14 protein-coding genes are annotated in these 17,580 nt (G+C 44.5%); 4 read left to right on the forward strand and 10 right to left on the reverse strand.

Annotated elements, in window-relative coordinates; all coding sequences use genetic code 11:
* Nucleotides 1-337 precede the first annotated feature (337 nt).
* The 7 genes from glmM to L1028_RS19005 all read right to left on the reverse strand — a co-directional run bounded on the left by glmM (nt 338) and on the right by L1028_RS19005 (nt 10,666).
* Complete coding sequence (gene glmM / locus L1028_RS18975) at nt 338-1,678, reverse strand: phosphoglucosamine mutase (RefSeq protein WP_234537454.1); 1,341 nt, start codon at nt 1,676-1,678, stop codon at nt 338-340.
* Nucleotides 1,679-1,789: 111 nt separating this feature from the next.
* On the reverse strand, nt 1,790-3,247 hold the full coding sequence (locus tag L1028_RS18980; RefSeq protein ID WP_234537459.1) for a CdaR family protein: 1,458 nt from the start codon (nt 3,245-3,247) through the stop codon (nt 1,790-1,792).
* On the reverse strand, nt 3,240-4,070 hold the full coding sequence (gene cdaA, locus L1028_RS18985; RefSeq protein WP_234537481.1) for a diadenylate cyclase CdaA: 831 nt from the start codon (nt 4,068-4,070) through the stop codon (nt 3,240-3,242). The genes L1028_RS18980 and cdaA overlap by 8 nt, the downstream gene beginning before the upstream one ends.
* A gap of 218 nt (nt 4,071-4,288) precedes the next feature.
* The gene (locus L1028_RS18990) at nt 4,289-4,903 is read right to left on the reverse strand and encodes a zf-HC2 domain-containing protein (RefSeq protein WP_234537484.1); all 615 of its coding nucleotides are present in this window, start codon (nt 4,901-4,903) and stop codon (nt 4,289-4,291) included.
* Nucleotides 4,904-5,025: 122 nt separating this feature from the next.
* Nucleotides 5,026-5,592, reverse strand: coding sequence for an RNA polymerase sigma factor SigW (gene sigW / locus L1028_RS18995; RefSeq protein ID WP_042192081.1), 567 nt, complete (start codon nt 5,590-5,592; stop codon nt 5,026-5,028).
* Between the two features lie 1,151 nt (nt 5,593-6,743).
* On the reverse strand, nt 6,744-9,536 hold the full coding sequence (gene ppc / locus L1028_RS19000; RefSeq protein ID WP_234537488.1) for a phosphoenolpyruvate carboxylase: 2,793 nt from the start codon (nt 9,534-9,536) through the stop codon (nt 6,744-6,746).
* A gap of 236 nt (nt 9,537-9,772) precedes the next feature.
* Nucleotides 9,773-10,666, reverse strand: a complete 894-nt coding sequence (locus L1028_RS19005; RefSeq protein WP_234537492.1) for a LysR family transcriptional regulator — start codon at nt 10,664-10,666, stop codon at nt 9,773-9,775.
* A gap of 166 nt (nt 10,667-10,832) precedes the next feature.
* Between L1028_RS19005 and L1028_RS19010 the strand changes: the two genes are divergently transcribed.
* The 4 genes from L1028_RS19010 (at nt 10,833) to L1028_RS19025 (ending at nt 15,959) form a co-directional block, all read left to right on the forward strand.
* Nucleotides 10,833-11,801 (forward strand): ABC transporter ATP-binding protein, encoded by a 969-nt coding sequence (locus L1028_RS19010; protein WP_234537508.1) that lies wholly within the window; start codon nt 10,833-10,835, stop codon nt 11,799-11,801.
* 86 nt (nt 11,802-11,887) lie between these two features.
* Complete coding sequence (locus tag L1028_RS19015; RefSeq protein ID WP_234537657.1) at nt 11,888-12,967, forward strand: ABC transporter substrate-binding protein; 1,080 nt, start codon at nt 11,888-11,890, stop codon at nt 12,965-12,967.
* A 5-nt stretch (nt 12,968-12,972) separates the two neighbouring features.
* A complete protein-coding gene (locus L1028_RS19020; RefSeq protein WP_234537511.1) occupies nt 12,973-14,652 on the forward strand; it encodes an ABC transporter permease in 1,680 nt (559 codons plus the stop codon).
* On the forward strand, nt 14,649-15,959 hold the full coding sequence (locus L1028_RS19025) for an MBL fold metallo-hydrolase (protein ID WP_234537546.1): 1,311 nt from the start codon (nt 14,649-14,651) through the stop codon (nt 15,957-15,959). The genes L1028_RS19020 and L1028_RS19025 overlap by 4 nt, the downstream gene beginning before the upstream one ends.
* A gap of 103 nt (nt 15,960-16,062) precedes the next feature.
* Here L1028_RS19025 and L1028_RS19030 read toward each other — a convergent pair whose 3' ends face one another.
* Genes L1028_RS19030 through L1028_RS19040 form a run of 3 tightly spaced genes read right to left on the reverse strand, consistent with a single transcriptional unit; the run spans nt 16,063 to nt 17,575 of the window.
* Nucleotides 16,063-16,344: a holin gene (locus tag L1028_RS19030; RefSeq protein ID WP_234537565.1), complete on the reverse strand. Its 282-nt coding sequence runs from the start codon at nt 16,342-16,344 to the stop codon at nt 16,063-16,065.
* A gap of 13 nt (nt 16,345-16,357) precedes the next feature.
* Nucleotides 16,358-17,032 carry a M15 family metallopeptidase gene (locus L1028_RS19035; protein WP_234537567.1) on the reverse strand — a complete coding sequence of 225 codons (675 nt, stop codon included), beginning with the start codon at nt 17,030-17,032 and terminating at the stop codon, nt 16,358-16,360.
* Between the two features lie 33 nt (nt 17,033-17,065).
* Entirely contained in the window at nt 17,066-17,575 is a 510-nt protein-coding gene (locus tag L1028_RS19040; protein WP_234537570.1) for a phage holin family protein, read from the reverse strand.
* Between the last annotated feature and the right edge of the window lie 5 nt (nt 17,576-17,580).

Below are 17,580 nucleotides of genomic sequence, written 5' to 3' on the forward strand. Positions count from 1 at the left end.
AGGTCCCCGCCGAACATTTCGAACACCTCCACCTCGTCAGCTTACGTCTGCCGTGATCCGTTCAAGCCCTTGTCTACATAACCATGTAGCAGCTTTCCCTTCTCCCCCGCGCTCGACCAAGCTCTGGCGCTTGCTATTGCAAACCTCACAATCCCCGCTTTCCTTCTAGAATGACACTTAATCTATTATATGCACCTTACATTACTTTGGCAATGCTGCACCAACCTAAATTTCACAAATCCCTGTTCAGACGATTCATCCAAAAATAATAAACACCGGTGTAACGAGTCCGAATCGCTCTCACTCTCTACACCGGCTATAAAGGTATGGTAATGAATTATACCAATTCGCGTTGAACCACTTCTACAATTTGATTCACATAAAGATCTAGATCTGCCTTATCAGGGCCCTCTGCCATAACGCGAATCAAAGACTCCGTGCCGGACGGACGTACAAGCACACGGCCATTGTCGCCTAGCTTACCTTCTACTTCAGCGATAGCTGCTTCGATAGCCTGGTTGTTAGGATAATTGGTCTTATCCTGTACACGAACATTAACCAGTACTTGCGGATACTTTGTCATCATGCTCTTAACCTCGCTAAGCTGCTTACCTGAAGCTTTAAGCGTATCTACCAGCTGGATAGCCGTCAGAATACCATCACCTGTTGTATTATAATCAAGGAAGATAACATGTCCAGACTGTTCTCCACCTAGATTAAAACCACCACGGCGCATTTCTTCCATCACATACCGGTCACCTACAGCTGTTTTAGCAGTGTTGAGGGATAATTTCTCGGTAGCTTTGTAGAATCCGATATTACTCATAACCGTTGATACGATTGTGCTATCCTTCAACTTACCAGCACGATTCATTGCATCCCCACAAATACAAAGAATAAAATCTCCGTCCACTTCATCGCCTTTATTGTCGATCGCAATCAATCGGTCAGCATCTCCGTCAAAAGCAAGTCCCAAATCCGCTCCATGACGTAATACTTCCTCACGCAAAGTCTCTGGATGTGTCGAACCAAATCCAGCATTAATATTCAATCCATCAGGCTCAGCACCAATAGAAATAACCTCAGCGCCTAGCTCTCTGAACAATCTTGGTGCAAGTTCATACGCTGCGCCGTGAGCACAGTCGAGTACAACCTTAATTCCCTTGAAATCCTGAGAAATGGTTGTCTTCAAATACTCCAGATAGAGGTACTTGGCGTCATTATCAACCGTAACCATACCCAAACCAGCGCCGATAGGACGAGGCAATTCATCAACTTCAGCATCCATTAGTTCTTCAATGCGCAGCTCAGTTTCATCCGTAAGCTTGAAACCATCTCCGCCAAAGAACTTAATGCCATTATCTTCAACCGGATTATGCGATGCCGAAATCATGACCCCTGCATCCGCCTTTAATAATCTCGTAATATAGGCAACGGCAGGTGTACTCACTACACCTATACGGATTACATCTGCCCCGATAGACAGCAAACCAGCAATAAGAGCCGATTCGAGCAAAGGTCCGGAAATACGTGTATCCATCCCAATGACAACCTTTGGTTTATGCACGTTACCCGCTAATACATATCCTCCACAGCGACCAATGCTATAAGCCATTTCTGCAGTTAATTCACGGTTTGCTACTCCCCGCACACCGTCAGTTCCAAAATACTTCCCCATTATTTTTCTCCTTTGAATACGCTACATTAGCTTAATGTTCTATCCTATGATTTGAATACTATTTTGGTGTACCTTTGGGACATATCCTAAAAGACGTATTTCAATAAAAGGTTACGTTCCCCCTGTACCTACAGGATTTTCGGAATTCGTACTTGTGTTAGCTGTGCCATTATTCTCAGGACTGCTATCCGTGGGGACAGGCGTCGCTGTAGCTCCAGCTTCTCCGCTATGGGTAGGCTTCTCAGTGGCCTCCTCATCGCCTATAACAGGTTCAGAGCTTGGCTCAGGAGTAGTTACACTACCCGTGTCTGGATGAGGCGTAGGCACTGGCGTTGCAGGTGACAGCAACTGTACGGTTACCGTAAGAGGCACACTTGAATTAGCCAGTGCGATGAACTTAGGCAGTGATACCCGTAAAGATACCTCGTGAGTCCCGGCAGTAAGGCCAGTCACATCAGCCACAACACCTATATCCTCTTTATTTAGTTGATTTAGCAAAGTAGGCGCACCTGTTAAGGTAAGGGCTATATCCTTGCTAGTTGGATTAACAATACTTCCTTCTAACTCATCACCGACACCCTGCAACTTGATGGGTACCGCTTCAACCGTCCGTTCAGCAATTTCTGAGATCGTTAATGAAACGTTCACGGTTTCAGGCATTACTTTCTCAGTTCCTGCCGGAGGTTTAAGTTCTACCTTCAGCTGCTTCGTTCCTGCAGAATCTATAGCGCTAAGATCGATACTAGCTTCATAGGTAGATAATGTAGCTAATGCATTGGCTTGACCATATACGACGACTGATTCCAGCTCAGGTGTCACATTTGATAAGACGAGAGAACCCGGAAGCTGTCCGGTAAAGCCGATATCCAGCGGTAAGCTCTTAAAAGGCAAGGTGATTGGCAATTCCACCGAAACGGTAGCCGGCTCAATGACGGCATCCTTCACTTCTTTTCCTTCATTATCATAAGCATGCAGCTTCAATTTCTTCTCTTTAAAGGTTTCGTTCTCGCCATTTAGCTCAATAGTGCCTTGAACCTTCACCACTTTGCTTAACTCATTATCTGGCAGCGTAACCTCAACAGTATCCGTAGGCTGCAAGACTGGGGTACCTAATTGATACCCCGCTGCTGGTTCTCCCTTAGTAACCATTGTTATGGGAAAAGACTTTGTATTTCGCAGCTCTACATGTACGTTGACCTCTTTAGGAGTCATTCTGACAAGAGTTACACCTCTAGGTAATGAATATGAGAGTGGCAACGTATTATCTCCAGGCTCAACCTTACTTAGATCAAGGGTCACTTTATAGTCGTCCGAGAACTGAAAAGAGATATCCGAGTTCTTCCCCTTAACCTCCATACTCACACTATCTACATCCTTGTATTCCAGTACAAATTTATCTTTATCTAGACCGATCTCTTCGATCTTTACATTCTCAATAATCTTCGATTTAGTATCGACCGTGGTCTGTCCAACAGGTGCAGTGTCGATACGAACCATAGTAAACAGTATGATCCCAAATGCAAGGGCTAGAATCTTATTGAAATTGTTATTGCTCATCCACTTATCCATGATTTTTGTCCCCCTTCCGTTTCCAGAAAGTTGAACCTTTCTCCTTCAGCGATGAACTTACACTCAGCTCTTGATGGAGCTTCGAAATCATTGACTCTTCCTTAATGTCCCTTACAATTTGACCATTGATGGCCAGAGAAATCTGTCCTGTCTCCTCCGAGACAATGACAGACACCGAGTCCGCAACCTCACTAATCCCGATAGCCGCGCGATGTCTTGTCCCCAGTTCCTTGCTAATAAAAGGGTTCTCGGACAAAGGTAAATAACATGCAGCCGCGGCGATCTGATTCCTCTGCATAATAAGGGCTCCGTCATGCAGAGGGGTGTTAGGTATAAAGATGTTAATCAGCAACTCAGAGCTGACTAAAGAACGCATGGCGATACCCGATTCCGTATATTCATTAAGGCCTGTCTCTCGCTCGAATACGATTAATGCCCCTATTTTTCTATGTGATAAATAATTTACGGCTTTAATCACTTCGCCAATTAATTTACTGAGTTCTTCATCACTTTCCCCAGCCCGTCCGAAAAATTTACCTCGTCCAAGCTGTTCCAGTCCCCTTCGTAGTTCCGGCTGAAAGATGATAAAGACCGCCAGCACCCCGAATGTAAACATTTGATTCATTAGCCATTTGAGCGTATAGAGGTCTAGCATGGTACTCACAGCCCAAATCAAAACCAGGACCAGAATCCCCTTCAGCAGCTGAATCGCTCGAGTTCCGCGGACCATATTAAGCACTTTATAAATAATGTAGCTGACGATCAGTATATCAATAATATCTTTAATGGAATCTTTCCATGTTAAGTCTGTAAAATAACTCATTGCCTAAAACCCCCGTCATTTCATATTAGCTGGGTTTATGTAAAATGTCTGTTAGATCTGTATCAATATCTAGGTTATAACGTTCGGGCTCCAGTTGCAAGTTTAGCCCCTCACCCATTTTCTGAATTTTCTAAATTTAGGCAACAAAAAAGCGCCATCTTTCCGGAAAAAGAGGCGCAAAATAATATTCCAGCTCAAGGTAACCACTGTCGCTTTCTTTAACGGTAGGCAACTTCAGAGAACATGTTCGTCACTTTATACCAGAGCCAACTTACCGCTTGGTCTATGCTTTTGACTTGCCCAGAAATATGAGCTGTTGAAGCCTGATACAGAGAACCGTCAATGACTGTTACGTTGCCGTTCACTTCCCCATATACCTGTGCTTTGCCATTCTCTATGGTAAGGTCACCGGTAATAATCTTGCCGGAAGGTACGATTACAGTATCCCCTTTGATAACCACTTGATCCAGATCTGTACCTCTAACTACAAGTTGTCTATCTGGACTCCAAAAAGTTACGGAACTCATCAGCATTACGACAAGAAACAGAGATGCCGCTGTAAGTGCTGGGTGTCTCTTGATCCAGGTAACAAAAGCATTTTCTTTCTTGGTCTTTGGCAATGAACTCATTATCCGGCTCACAAGATCATCTGAGGCAACAGGATTCTGATGCATTAGGGAGAACATCAACATATCTGTCTGTTCTAATTCTTTAAACTTTGCACGGCAATCTGGACAGGATAGAAGATGCTCCTTCAACTCCCTCTGCTGCTGATCGGGCAAGTCGTCATCCAAGTAGTCGTGCATCATAGAGACGGCCAGTTTGCATTCCATAGGAGCCAATCCTTTCATGAGTGCTATTTAATTATCCTAAGACAAAGGGTCAGGACACATAAGACTTGCTTAACTTACATACGTCGCTCTCCCAAAGATGTTTCATAAAAAAAAATCTATTTTTACATTTTCGGGCCTAATTTTTTACGTAAAAACTCACGACCTCTGTGTACACGCGTCTTAATCGTGGTTACAGGCATGTCGAGCACATCACTTATTTCCTGAAGCGACAAATCCTGCAGGTATCTAAGAATCATCACAGACCTGTATTTCACAGGCAGACTGTCAATGGCCTCATAGATTAGCCCCTGCGTCTCAGAGAGCAGTAATTCGGTCTCAGGTGTTACATTATCACTTGGAATCAACGAATAGCCGTCTAGGCCCTCCTGATCGTTCATATCTGCATCGAGCGAATAGGTTGGTTTCCGTTTGCGTAATCTATCAATACAGAGGTTCGTTCCAATCCGATAAATCCAGGTAGAGAACTTCTGTTTATCATCATACCGATCCAAGTTTCTATACACACGCAAAAAGGTCTCCTGAACAATATCCTCCGCCTCATGGCGATTGTTCAGCATCCGGTACGCCAGATGATATATTTTGTCTTTATATAGTTCCACAAGCTCGGCAAATGCCCTTTGGTCGCCTTTTAAGGCGAGCTTTGTCAATCTGCCTTCCAAATTCTCCACCTGTTAACTCCCCCAGACTTGCCGCCCTTGGTATTTATTTTCAAATATCCACGGTACAAGCAATTAAATCGTAATTCAAGTTTGTGTAAAAATCAAGGATTGTATTGTAACCTTCTCTGTAAACTGAGTTAAAAACTGGACAACTTGCTATAGGCGATTAAGTGCAGCTCCGAGAAATATTTGGACTTCCGGTCGCTGTTATTGTCAGATTTCCTGATTTAAACTGCTACTCGCGGTAAAAATCTGACAATAAAGGCGATCGCTAACGCTCCTACAGTTCCAAACATTCTCTACGCTGCTCCATCACCTGAATAATAATTGCCACACTATTTACCTCCGCTTACATCTCGGTTACATAGGTGGTGCAAGAAAGATCAATATTGGGCAAAGCACCACAATATTTTTCAGGACAAAAGAATCACTTCGCAGCACAATATTTAGTTTATGTGCGAAGTAGCTCGTATTAGGCAACAAGATCATCCCGTCGGATGAATAGGCTTCCGTTAGTTTAAATTTGTCGCATATGGAGCAGACATTGTTGTACTTTCCGGAGGATTTTCGGTGATTTGGCGAGTAAGAGCTCCAGTGTAGGTTAAGAATTTCATTTTGATGGAACGAGTTATAGGGAAAACCTCCCTATAACTTAGATCACAGCTGTTTTATGACCAAGTTATATGGAATTTCTCCCTGTATATTGGCCAAATTCAATTAATTACACCAAGTTCAGCTGATATACAGGGAACAATTCCCTATATTTTATTGAAATGACCTTGAAATACCGAATTACAGGTAATAATTCCCTATAGTTCAGCATTTTGACCCTGAAGCAGAGAAATATGAAACTTAAAAATGTTTATGTGTACGAGCAGACAGTAATTCCTATAAAGAAGCAAATAAACACGGGCTCCAGAGCTCCTTTTGTGCATTCTTTGCACACATTCCTGGCAAAGTCCATAACTCGTGTGCCACAGCGCATCGCTTTATTCTCGGTCTATAATGCTTCTATGAAAACTATTGGGCAGATGATGACCGTGGATTTCCATGAATCCATGAAAGTAATCTTTTAGAATCTGCCGGATACTGCATAATTTCCTATGTAAGCACAAAAAGTCCGCCCCGATAAAGGGCGGACTTTTTGTGTTAAGACTATATCAGCCGGTATTCCGAAGACCAGCGGCAATGCCATTGATGGTAAGCAATACTTCGCGAAGCAATTCGCTATCGTCTCCATCGACTTCACGGAGCGCTCTAAGCTCAGATAGCAATTGAACCTGCAGGTAGCTAAGCGGATCAACGTAAGGATTGCGGAGTCTAATCGACTCCTGAATCACAGGGACGTTATCCAAGATATCCTGTTGGCCAGTAATCTTCAGGATCAGCTCAGAGGTCAGTTTGAATTCATCTTCAATCTGGCCAAAGATCCGTTGACGCGCTTCCTCGTTCTTGCCCATACTGGCGTATTCCTTAGCAATGATCAAGTCCGCTTTTGAGATAGCCATTTGCAGCGTATCTATCAGTGTAGTAAAGAATGAGAAGTTCTCATACATATGTTGCATAATCTTCAGATTCTCTTCCTTACCCTCATAGAAACTCTGCAGTCCGGTTCCAGCAGCATACCACGCTGGAAGCAAATAACGGCTTTGTGTCCACGCAAATACCCACGGAATTGCACGCAAGTCTTCAAAGCGGTCACTGTTCTTCCGTTTGGAAGGGCGTGAACCAATATTAAGCTCTCCAACCTCAGGCAGAGGTGTAGATTCTTTGAAATAAGTCAGGAAGTCCGGATCACGGAATATCAAATCCTGATATTTATGAAGCGAAACTTCAGAGATACGGGCAACAATCTCTTCCCACTTCTCTTCATATAAATCCGCTTGTGGAATTCTCGCATTGATCGCTGCTGTCACAAGCGCAGATGTCGCTTGTTCTAGACTGCGGTAAGCAATCCCTTGCATCGAATAACGGGAGGAGATCACTTCTCCCTGCTCGGTGATCTTAATGCCGCCGCCAATCGTCGAGGCTGGCTGAGCCAGAATGCTGCGGTTAAGCGGCATGCCGCCACGGCCGAGCGCTCCACCACGACCGTGGAAGAACTTCAGCTTGATTCCGAACTTATCGGCTGTAGCTGTAATCTCTTTCAGAGCAACACGCAGTTCATAGTTAGCAGTAACCACGCCGCCATCTTTGTTACTATCTGAATAGCCAAGCATGATTTCCTGCAAATCATTCATTGCTCTTACTGCATCGCGGTAGATAGGCATGCTGAGCAATCTATTCATAATTTGTGGTGCTTCATGCAAATCATCAATCGTTTCAAAAAGTGGCACAGCTTGCAGCGTACATACGACTGTACCGTCATTATCTTTGCGGAATAGTCCTACCTCTTTGGAGAAGACCATAACCTCCAGAATATCGCTTGCCGCTTCTGCCATACTGATCAGATAACTAGTGATACATTGTTTGCCGTACTCTTCCTGCGAAGCGAAGATCGTCCGGTACACTGCAAGACATTCCTCTGTACCCTCACTATACGTCTGATAAGAAGAAGTGATTGGACGTGGATCATTCAACAACTTCTCCAGTAGCTCAATCTTCTCATCTTCAGACAGTTTGGAGTAATCCGGCGTAATGTTCATTTTCGCCAGAATTTCAGTCATAGCATTCTCATGTTCTTGACTGTGCTGACGCACATCAAGTGTCGCCGTATGGAAACCGAACAGCTCCACTTGGCGGATCAATTTCTTAATATAAGTGTCGGCCACATAATCGGCATAGTGATGCCGTAAGCTGCGGTCAATCACGTTCAAATCATCGATAAACTCTTCAGGTGTAGAATAACGCTCAGGAGTACCTTTTTTCTCATCATCCAGAACATTTTGTGTCTTGGAGATCATATAGCTAAGCTTAATACGGTAAGGTTCATTGTCATTGCGCCATTCTTCCATCTTGCCAAGATTAATGATCTCACGATCAGCTTCAATGGATTCTGCTAGCTCAGGCGTCACCTTAACAATACTTGTGCTAAAGCTTAGATATTTCATGAGTTCACGCATAATCCGTTGATATTCCCGAATCGCCAGCTTACGCTGCATGCGCAAGGTCTGTGAAGTAACTGTAGAGGTTACCGAAGGGTTACCGTCACGGTCTCCACCAATCCATGAACCAAAACGCAAGTAGGTTGGTACATGCCAATTCTGCCCTGGGTAGTATTTACTGAGACAACGTTCAAGTTCTTGATAAACATCGGGCAATACATGGAAGATCGTCTCATGGAAATAATACATCCCATTACGCACTTCATCGAGTACGGTAGGCTTACGGTCACGCAGTTCATCCGTTTGCCATAGCGTAATCACTTCATTTAATAGCTTCTCACGGAGCTGTTCACGCTCCCGGAAGGTTAAGGTAGGGTTATCCAGACCCATAACATCATCAGCTATCCGCTTATGAATATCGAGAATCGCACGGCGCATAGCTTCCGTTGGATGTGCCGTCATTACAAGTTCCAGAGATAATCCTGCAATAATCTCGTTAACTTCCTCATGAGAGAAATCACGTTCACGAAGCTCTTTAATCGCGCTTTCTATAGAACCGGGTTGGACTGTCTCCCCAGCTGAACGTTCATAGTCACGTTTGCGGCGAATCCGATGGTTCTGTTCGGCAATATTCACGAGCTGAAAATAAATAGCGAACGCTCTTATTACCTGATGACGGTTCTCTGGATCCAAAGAATTGATTAACTCCTTAAATTCACTGTGCAGTTCAGGTAAAAATAGTGAGCGCAGCGATTTACTGGTTTCGCGAATTTTCTCCACGATCTCTAGTAATTCGTTACCGCCTTGGTGAACCAAGACCTCTCCTAAAATGTTCCCCAAGAACCGTACGTCCCGTCGCAGCAGATTGTTAGAGTTGCTTTTGCTGACGGTAGTCGTAAGTTCGGTCATGCTGCTCCCCCCATTCTCTTCCGGATCAATGTGTTAATTATTGTCTGTCTAAAAATCGCCTATTAAAGCTTTCCTCATATCATACAATAAAACTGCGTGAAAATCTCCAACTTTTTTGTGCTGTAAAGCGACACAGTAACTAAGATTATACATCAATTTCTCAATTTATACAGTCCATATAGTTTATGTATTCTTTCTTATATATAATGGCTCTGGCATACCTTCATTATGTGTATTTAAATACGGAGCGTTCGAATCTGGTCGATGAACAGGCCAATAAGCGGAGAATAATGACGATCGCGGTTATACGAATAATAAATATGTCTTTGAAAATTATAATCTGGAATGGTGCGCATTAGCAATCTTCCTCTGGCAACCTCATCCTCCACAGCAAGACGCGATATAAAGGAAACGTACTTTCCACTCATAAGCGATTGCTTTATGGCCTCCAGTGAATCCAGTAGAATATAGGTCCTCGGTTCATTTCCCTCACGCTCAAACCATTTGTCCGTCAGTTGGCGTGTACTCGATGCCTTGTCATGTAATATAAAACTCGCTGAAGCAATCATAGCCGGGTTTAGATTAGAAAATGTGGCAAATTCATGAGATGGCGCAAAAACAAGCACGAGCTCGTCCTCACACAAGGCTTGAGTATGCAGATCGGGCAGATAAAAAGATTCTGTAGACAAAATACCAAGGTCAATCTCATGGCTAGCCAGCATTTCTTTGATTACAGGGGAAGGCTTAACCGATAAAGAGATCGTAATCCCCGGATGTTGTTCTCCAAACAGCCCCAATATTTTCGGAAGAATATAAGTAGCTGGAACGTAACTGGCACCAATCTTAAGCGTTCCCCGACCCGCCTGACTGAACTCTTTTACAACCCGCTCCGCTTCTGCAGCTAGTGCATTGATTTTAGTCGCATAATGAAGAAACGCTTTTCCACTCTCCGTAAGAATCATTTTATCCATTCTGGATTCAAATAACTTCTCCCCCAATTGCTGCTCTAAATTCTTCAAATGGTACGTAACGGTGGGCTGCTTCAGTCCGAGTTTATCGGCTACTGTAGTTATTTTCTTATGTTTATTTAGCAGTTCTACGATTTCCAGCTTGATTAAATTAAGGTTCATTAACATCCACTCCTCGCCTATTCACTAAACGGTAACATAGAAGAATTCTATGAATGTTAAAATAAATCGGCAAAAAAGTTAATATCACAGTTACATTCAGCAAATATAGCGGGAATTCTTTACCTTTACACTAAGAACAAGCTTAAGAACAGGCAGGTAGATAGAGATGAAGGAAATTACAATCCACAGATTGGAAAAGAAATTCGGAGATGTGCATGCCTTGAAGGCTGCAGATCTGAAGATTCCCGCTGGAAGCTTTACGACATTACTCGGTCCTTCAGGTTGTGGAAAGACGACACTACTCCGTCTGATTGCTGGGCTAGAAACACCGGATGCTGGAGAAATCCTAATGGATGACGAGTTTATTTTCTCAGGCAACAAAAAAATTAGTCGCCCCATCCATAGCCGCAACTTTGGCATGGTCTTTCAAGATTTCGCGCTCTGGCCGCATCTAACTGTCTTCGAGAATGTCGCCTTCGGACTTCGTGCCTCTAAGCAGAAAAAGGATTTACGGATTAGGGTTCAGCAAGCCCTTCGATCCGTAAAGCTGGAAGGACTCGAGCTACGCTTTCCCCATCAGCTGTCCGGTGGACAACAGCAACGGGTTGCTTTTGCCAGAGCCGTAGTGACTAGACCCCAGCTCGTATTGTTCGACGAGCCGTTAAGTGCACTGGATGCGGTCTTGCGAGATGAAATGAGGCTGGAGTTAACCTCCTTGGTGAGGAACATGGGAATTACCGCTCTATATGTCACCCATGATCAAACCGAGGCGATGTCTATGTCAGATGAAGTGGTCGTGATGCAAGGTGGAACTATTTTACAAACAGGTTCTCCTGAAGAGATTTATCAGAAACCAAATCATCCTTTTGTAGCTCATTTTATTGGAAAATCCAACTGGATCGTTCCCGATAAGCAAATGCTTCGTCCGGAACATTTACGTTGGTCTCAGGAGGATGCTTCCTCTCTTCCTTTTACGGGGACGATTAGACATGTAAGCTATATGGGTGATCGCTATGAGGTCATTCTGGACATGGAGAACCGAACTACTTGGACCGCTTATCATGATCAACGTCTACCTGTTGGAGAAACGATCCAGGTCTACGCTTCTGAGCACCAGATCCATCATCTGAATTAAGCGTCCACTGCATGGAATAGCTCGTATGATGCTGTTCCATGCAGCAAGATGCAAAAAATATTAGGGAGGCATTCACATTGAAATCAATGAATAACACTAAAGGACTTAGTACACTTCTTCTAACAACTATAATCGGAGCGAGTCTAGCCGGCTGCAGCTCTACTAACACTCCTGCAGCTAACGCAAGCAATCCAACTTCAAACGCTAACACTACAGCTCAAACTGAAGCACCACAACCCACAGAGAAAACTCTGAGTGGCAGTCTTGTCGTCTACAGCGCAGGCCCTGAAGGTCTAGCCAATAAAATTAAAGACGGCTTTGAAGCCAAAACCGGTCTGAAGGTCGAAATGTTCCAAGGCACTACTGGAAAAATATTAGCCCGTATGGAAGCAGAGAAGTCCAATCCCGTAGTCGATGTTGTTGTTCTTGCCTCCCTTCCGTCCATGCAAGGGATGAAGAATGATGGATTATTGCTTCCATATAAAGAGGCGGTCAATGCAGATAAGCTCGTTAGCGATTGGTCAGACACAGCAGACGGCAATTATTTTAGCTATAGCGCATCCGCACTGGGGATTGTCTACAATACTATAAAAGTTAGCACACCTCCGACCTCATGGGATGATCTCACTAAAGCGGAATGGAAAGGAACCGTCAATATTCCAGATCCTTCGCTATCTGGCTCGGCTCTAGATTTCGTAACTGGATATTTAAGCGCTAAAGGGGACAGCGGTTGGGAGCTTTTCAAACAATATAAAAGCAATGATGTAGCGATGGCGGGCGCCAATCAGGAGGCACTTGATCCGGTGATTACCGGTGCTAAATCCGTCGTTGCCTCAGGTGTAGATTATATGGCTTATAAGGCAAAAGCTGATGGAGAGCCTGTAGATATCGTCTACCCTGCTGAAGGAACAGTGATCAGCCCTCGCCCGGCTGCGATTATTAAGACAAGTCCGAATGTAGATAATGCCAAGGCTTTTATCGACTATCTTCTATCTGATGAAGCTCAAGCCCTTGTAGCCAAAGCTTACTTATTACCTGGCAGAACCGATGTGAAAGCAGAGAATCGTGCGAATCTCGATGAAATTAAGACATTTGATGTGAAATGGGAATGGATGAACGAACACAGCGATGAAGTTTCCACGACCTTCACACAAATTTTTAAATAAGCGTAATGAATATTAACTCTTTACGCTCATTTAAATGGGTGAGCGGCGGACTTGCTTTATTTATACTGACAGTGCTCGTACTGCTGCCACTCCTGCTCATCTTTTGGACCAGTATCTATCCCAATGAGCAGCTGGATATAGCCGCGCCACTACGAACCATTATGAGTAGTCATGATCTGGTAGAGGTACTGCTGAATTCTATCGGGCTCGGGGTAAGCGTTATTCTACTAACTACGCTATTTGCACTACCTCTGGCCTGGATTATGGCTAAAACGGACTTAGGGCATCATAATTGGCTGGATGTTGTGCTACTAATTCCTTTTATGACTCCGCCATACATTGGTTCAATGGGTTGGATGTTATTTATGCAGACGGGCGGGTATATGGAACAGTTTCTGCCCGCTTCCTCCGTGCTGACTCCGTATTTCTTTAGTTATGGAGGGATGGTGCTGATCATGAGCCTGCATTTATTCCCCTTCCTGTATTTACTGCTGCGTAATGCGCTTTTGCAGATCGGGGGCAATCTGGAGGAAGCAGCCTCTGTTCATGGTGCTCCGTTCTTTTACAGATTTAAAAGAGTAATCATTCCCTTGCTATTATCCAGCTATGGGCTTGGTGCTCTTCTCATCTTCGTCAAAACGATTGCCGAATTTGGTACCCCTGCGACCTTTGGTCGTAGGATCGGCTTTTACGTTCTGACCTCTGAAATCCATAAGTATATCTCTAGTTGGCCAATAGATTTTGGAAAAGCAACTTCACTAGCTTCCTTGCTGCTCGGAGTCTGTCTCGTCATGTGGTACATTCAGACTCTTATTAGCAGCCGCTTCTCTTATCTCCTAATAGGCGGAAAAGGGACTCGTACCAAACGTTATAAAAGTACTGGAATCGTAGGGGTTCTTAGTTGGGGGTATGTTGTTCTATTACTTCTAGCATCTATCGGCATTCCTTATTTTTCAATCATAACAGCCTCATTATTGAAGCTGCGAGGAGAAGGCGTATCTTGGAGCAATTTGACCTTAAAACATTATGCAGAGCTGCTATCACCGGGTTCTCAAGGTCTTGAGGCCTTATTAAATAGCTTCACATTAGCCATCGTTGCTTCCAGTATCGCGGTTATTCTTGGGACTTGGTTTGCCTTAACCGTAGGAAAAGGAGCTACATTTAAGCAGAAAATTACAGATCTCTTCAGCCTACTTCCCAATACAGTTCCTGGAATTGTAATTGTAGTAGGGCTAATCCTGCTATGGAATGCTCGCTGGATGCCTATCCCGCTCTATAATACCTACTGGATGGTTGTGCTTACCTACGTTGTACTATTCATCCCCTATACTGTTCAGTATGTAAAAGCGAGCTATGGGCAGATCGATTCTTCCCTAATGCAAGCGGGACAAGTATTCGGAGGAAGCAAGCTTTATGTGTTCCGCCGTATCCTGCTCCCTCTCATTCTACCGGGGATGGTGGCTGGCTGGATGATGACCTTCACCATTTCCAATCGGGAACTGGTAGCTTCCTTACTCATTCTTCCACCTTCAATGCAGACATCGGCGACCTATATTTTTGCCCAGTTTGAACAAGGTGCAGTAGCAATGGGGATGGCCATGGCAGTAATCTCTGTCGGCGTTACCACTATATTACTACTAGTATTAGAATATTTAAGCCCAGATAGAAAGCGGAGACAACGATGAGCACACTAACGATTTGGGGAGGGGCCGGAGAGCATGGCCGTTCCTCCTATCTTTTGCAGGACAAAGATGGGCAATCTGGTATTCTACTCGATTGTGGTGTAAAAAAAGAAGGCCCAGGTGAATACCCCCTGCTAGATACAGACATCATCCCACATTTGCAGGCAGTGTTTCTGTCCCATGCGCATGAGGATCATTCCATAGCACTTCCCCTACTATATAAGTATGGATATTCAGGTAAGGTATGGACAACGAAAGCTACCGTTAAACAGCTTCCCGATTATTTCGAAGCTTGGGATAAATATGTGGCTGCTCAGTCCGCATCACTACCTTATGGAGAAATAGATAAGCAATCTATTCAGTTCATGTATTTGGAGGAGCATATCCCCCCTCAGACTTGGCTGAGGATTGCACCTAATCTTCGAGTACAATGGGGGCGAAGCGGACATTTAGCAGGTTCGGTTTGGTTGATCCTCGAATGGGACGGAACAGTCGTATTTTTCTCAGGGGATTATACGAAGGAGTCGCTGCTGCTCATGGCAGATTCACCTACGATTATGGAAGCCGGAGCTCAAGATGTCGTCGATCTATCCATTATCGATGCCGCATACGGCGCTGATCCTGATGAGCAGCTTGTAAAGTTACAGCAATTAGAGTCAGCGATCTGTAACACTCTGCAAAAAGGGGGTTCAATCCTCCTTCCGGTGCCTATCCATGGCAGAAGCCAGGAATTAATCGTATGGGCAAGCGAGTGTTTCCCAGATGATCAACTGATCGTCGAAGAAGAGCTCATAGCACCTTTAAGAGGTTTGAGCGATAAGACCGAATGGCTGAAAGAGGGTGCTATTCAGCGCGTTAATATGCTTTTTAATAGAAAGAACTTGTGTATTGTATCTAATTCAGAGGAACGTGCAAAGGCATTGTTGAATCTCAAGAGCTCAATCGTGTTTACCAATGACGGAATGATGCAGTCGCCAAAAGCACAAGAGTATTTTCATCAGCTCTCTGCTTCTCCTGACAACCATGTGATTTTCACGGGACATTTGGCGGCAGGTAGTTTCGGGCACCGTCTCGTTAAACATTCTATGGTAGAAGAATCTAGCGACATGAGATGTACAATCTCACTCATTCGCTATAAAGTCCACCAAGGCTTACCGGATATTCGAGAAATGCTTCAAACGGTTCCTAGCCGCCGGTCGGTGCTTGTTCATGCTCCCAAATCGCATATTGATCATGTCACTTCTATATTAGAAGGAGAAGGTTTTGCAGGGCTGTACTCTTTGCTGCCTGGAAGTACGCTTTCGTTCTGAAGCTTAACTATGTGATCTCGCAAAAAAAACAATGGGGCTCTTCCTTAGGTCTATTCAGACTTTTTGGAACAGCCCTTTTTTATGATTCGTACCTATCATCCACTTACTCTTTCGTCGTCCCCGGGCGATCCTTAAAAGCTAGCTCAAACAACCCCGTCGCAGATAAACCTGCAAGTCCCCCAGACCAAAGGCGAAGAACGATATCCAGTTCGGTAAAAGGATACGCTGCCGCTCCGATGAACAAACCTATAACCAATCCGATAATTGGGACTGCATTACGCGGGATGTTGATACTATTTTTGACCAATTGAACCAGAGCCAGTACGAATACAGATAATATTGAGGCAAACGCCATAACATCATCTAAAATCTCCCTAGTTTCCATGATAGATACCTCCTTAGTGAGTACTTTTGATCTCAACCGTCCTAGTGGCAGAATCATAACCTACCTGTGCGCCTAGCGCTTCTGCAATAATACGAACGGGAACGTAGGTGATGCCTTTTTCAAGAACTCCATCTGCAACTTTTACCCCGTTAACCTTTACGACGGCAATAACTTCACCCTTCAATTCTTCTTCCTCCTTCCGATGGATGATTTTGTACGCTGCCTCCACTGCGGATGTTGAGGGTTTTGCCCCTGCTCGTAACTGTGTGAGTGTTAACCCAAACACCATCTGGAAATGTGGATAGTCCTTAAAGCTCGTCCAATCGCCTCCCCATTCGAATCCAAGTGCCTTGGCCTCTTTTACAACCTCCTGCCAATCTGCGATCTGGTTGTTATTGTCGTCCCGGCGCATATCCCACGACACACTCGATCCATTCGGCAGCAAAAGAGCAAAATCTACGGCTAGTCCAAAATTGTGGTAGCTATACCCGCCACGCGCATTGGTAACAATCGCTCCAGGCTTGGTACGTCCTTGTGCGTAAAGTGCATCCTGCTCGGCTATTGTGCGGAGGCCTTGGGTAATAAGAATATTTACTCCACGAGCATAACAACGTTCAATGAGTGCTGTAGCAGCAGCGATAAGAACCGGATGCAGACCTGTAAGTCGAGTCTGTGATTTTAGCTTCACCTGATCAAGCGTTAGTATTTTTATCTCCACCTTTCATAAAAGCTGATTATTATCTGGGTGATCGGGCTTAGCCGGATTATTCTTCGCCTTATCTTGATTAAGCTGTAATAAGAAATCCTTAAGTTTATCTGGCATAGGTACGCCTAGAACACCAAAGTTCTCAATGACCGACAGACTCTCTCTACCGATATAAAAGAGGATCGCAGCTAGCCGAAACACTGATGCTCCCGGCAGTACCCAATCATCAATTAAAGCAGCCATCCCCACAACAAAAAGAACCGTCACCTTACGGATGCCTCCCCAGAACATGATGTCAGAGGACAACGTCCTTGTCTTCACTGCTCCAGCAACTCCACTTAAATAATCAGCAAGCATAAGCACTAGTAACAGCTCTAAATACTTATCATAACCTCCCAACCAGCCCGTAGCCAGCGCTACCAAACCTCCTACAGATACTACTCCTCCCACTGCCGCCTCCCTCCCCCCTGAACCTAAAGCCGCCGTGGTAATCGTTGTCCCCAATTGACGCAAATGATCTATCATGAACT

It is taken from the genome of Paenibacillus pseudetheri (assembly GCF_924513355.1).
In the GTDB taxonomy this organism is placed as follows: Bacteria; Bacillota; Bacilli; order Paenibacillales; family Paenibacillaceae; genus Paenibacillus_AQ; species Paenibacillus_AQ pseudetheri.

What these genes read in the sequence shown, in the direction of transcription:
- glmM (WP_234537454.1), bottom strand. Translation starts at nt 1,678, where the DNA reads ATGGGGAAGTATTTTGGAACTGACGGTGTGCGGGGAGTAGCAAACCGT.
- L1028_RS18980 (WP_234537459.1), bottom strand. Translation starts at nt 3,247, where the DNA reads ATGGATAAGTGGATGAGCAATAACAATTTCAATAAGATTCTAGCCCTT.
- cdaA (WP_234537481.1), bottom strand. Translation starts at nt 4,070, where the DNA reads ATGAGTTATTTTACAGACTTAACATGGAAAGATTCCATTAAAGATATT.
- L1028_RS18990 (WP_234537484.1), bottom strand. Translation starts at nt 4,903, where the DNA reads ATGGAATGCAAACTGGCCGTCTCTATGATGCACGACTACTTGGATGAC.
- ppc (WP_234537488.1), bottom strand. Translation starts at nt 9,536, where the DNA reads ATGACCGAACTTACGACTACCGTCAGCAAAAGCAACTCTAACAATCTG.
- L1028_RS19005 (WP_234537492.1), bottom strand. Translation starts at nt 10,666, where the DNA reads ATGAACCTTAATTTAATCAAGCTGGAAATCGTAGAACTGCTAAATAAA.
- L1028_RS19010 (WP_234537508.1), top strand. Translation starts at nt 10,833, where the DNA reads ATGAAGGAAATTACAATCCACAGATTGGAAAAGAAATTCGGAGATGTG.
- L1028_RS19015 (WP_234537657.1), top strand. Translation starts at nt 11,888, where the DNA reads ATGAATAACACTAAAGGACTTAGTACACTTCTTCTAACAACTATAATC.
- L1028_RS19020 (WP_234537511.1), top strand. Translation starts at nt 12,973, where the DNA reads ATGAATATTAACTCTTTACGCTCATTTAAATGGGTGAGCGGCGGACTT.
- L1028_RS19025 (WP_234537546.1), top strand. Translation starts at nt 14,649, where the DNA reads ATGAGCACACTAACGATTTGGGGAGGGGCCGGAGAGCATGGCCGTTCC.
- L1028_RS19030 (WP_234537565.1), bottom strand. Translation starts at nt 16,344, where the DNA reads ATGGAAACTAGGGAGATTTTAGATGATGTTATGGCGTTTGCCTCAATA.
- L1028_RS19040 (WP_234537570.1), bottom strand. Translation starts at nt 17,575, where the DNA reads ATGATAGATCATTTGCGTCAATTGGGGACAACGATTACCACGGCGGCT.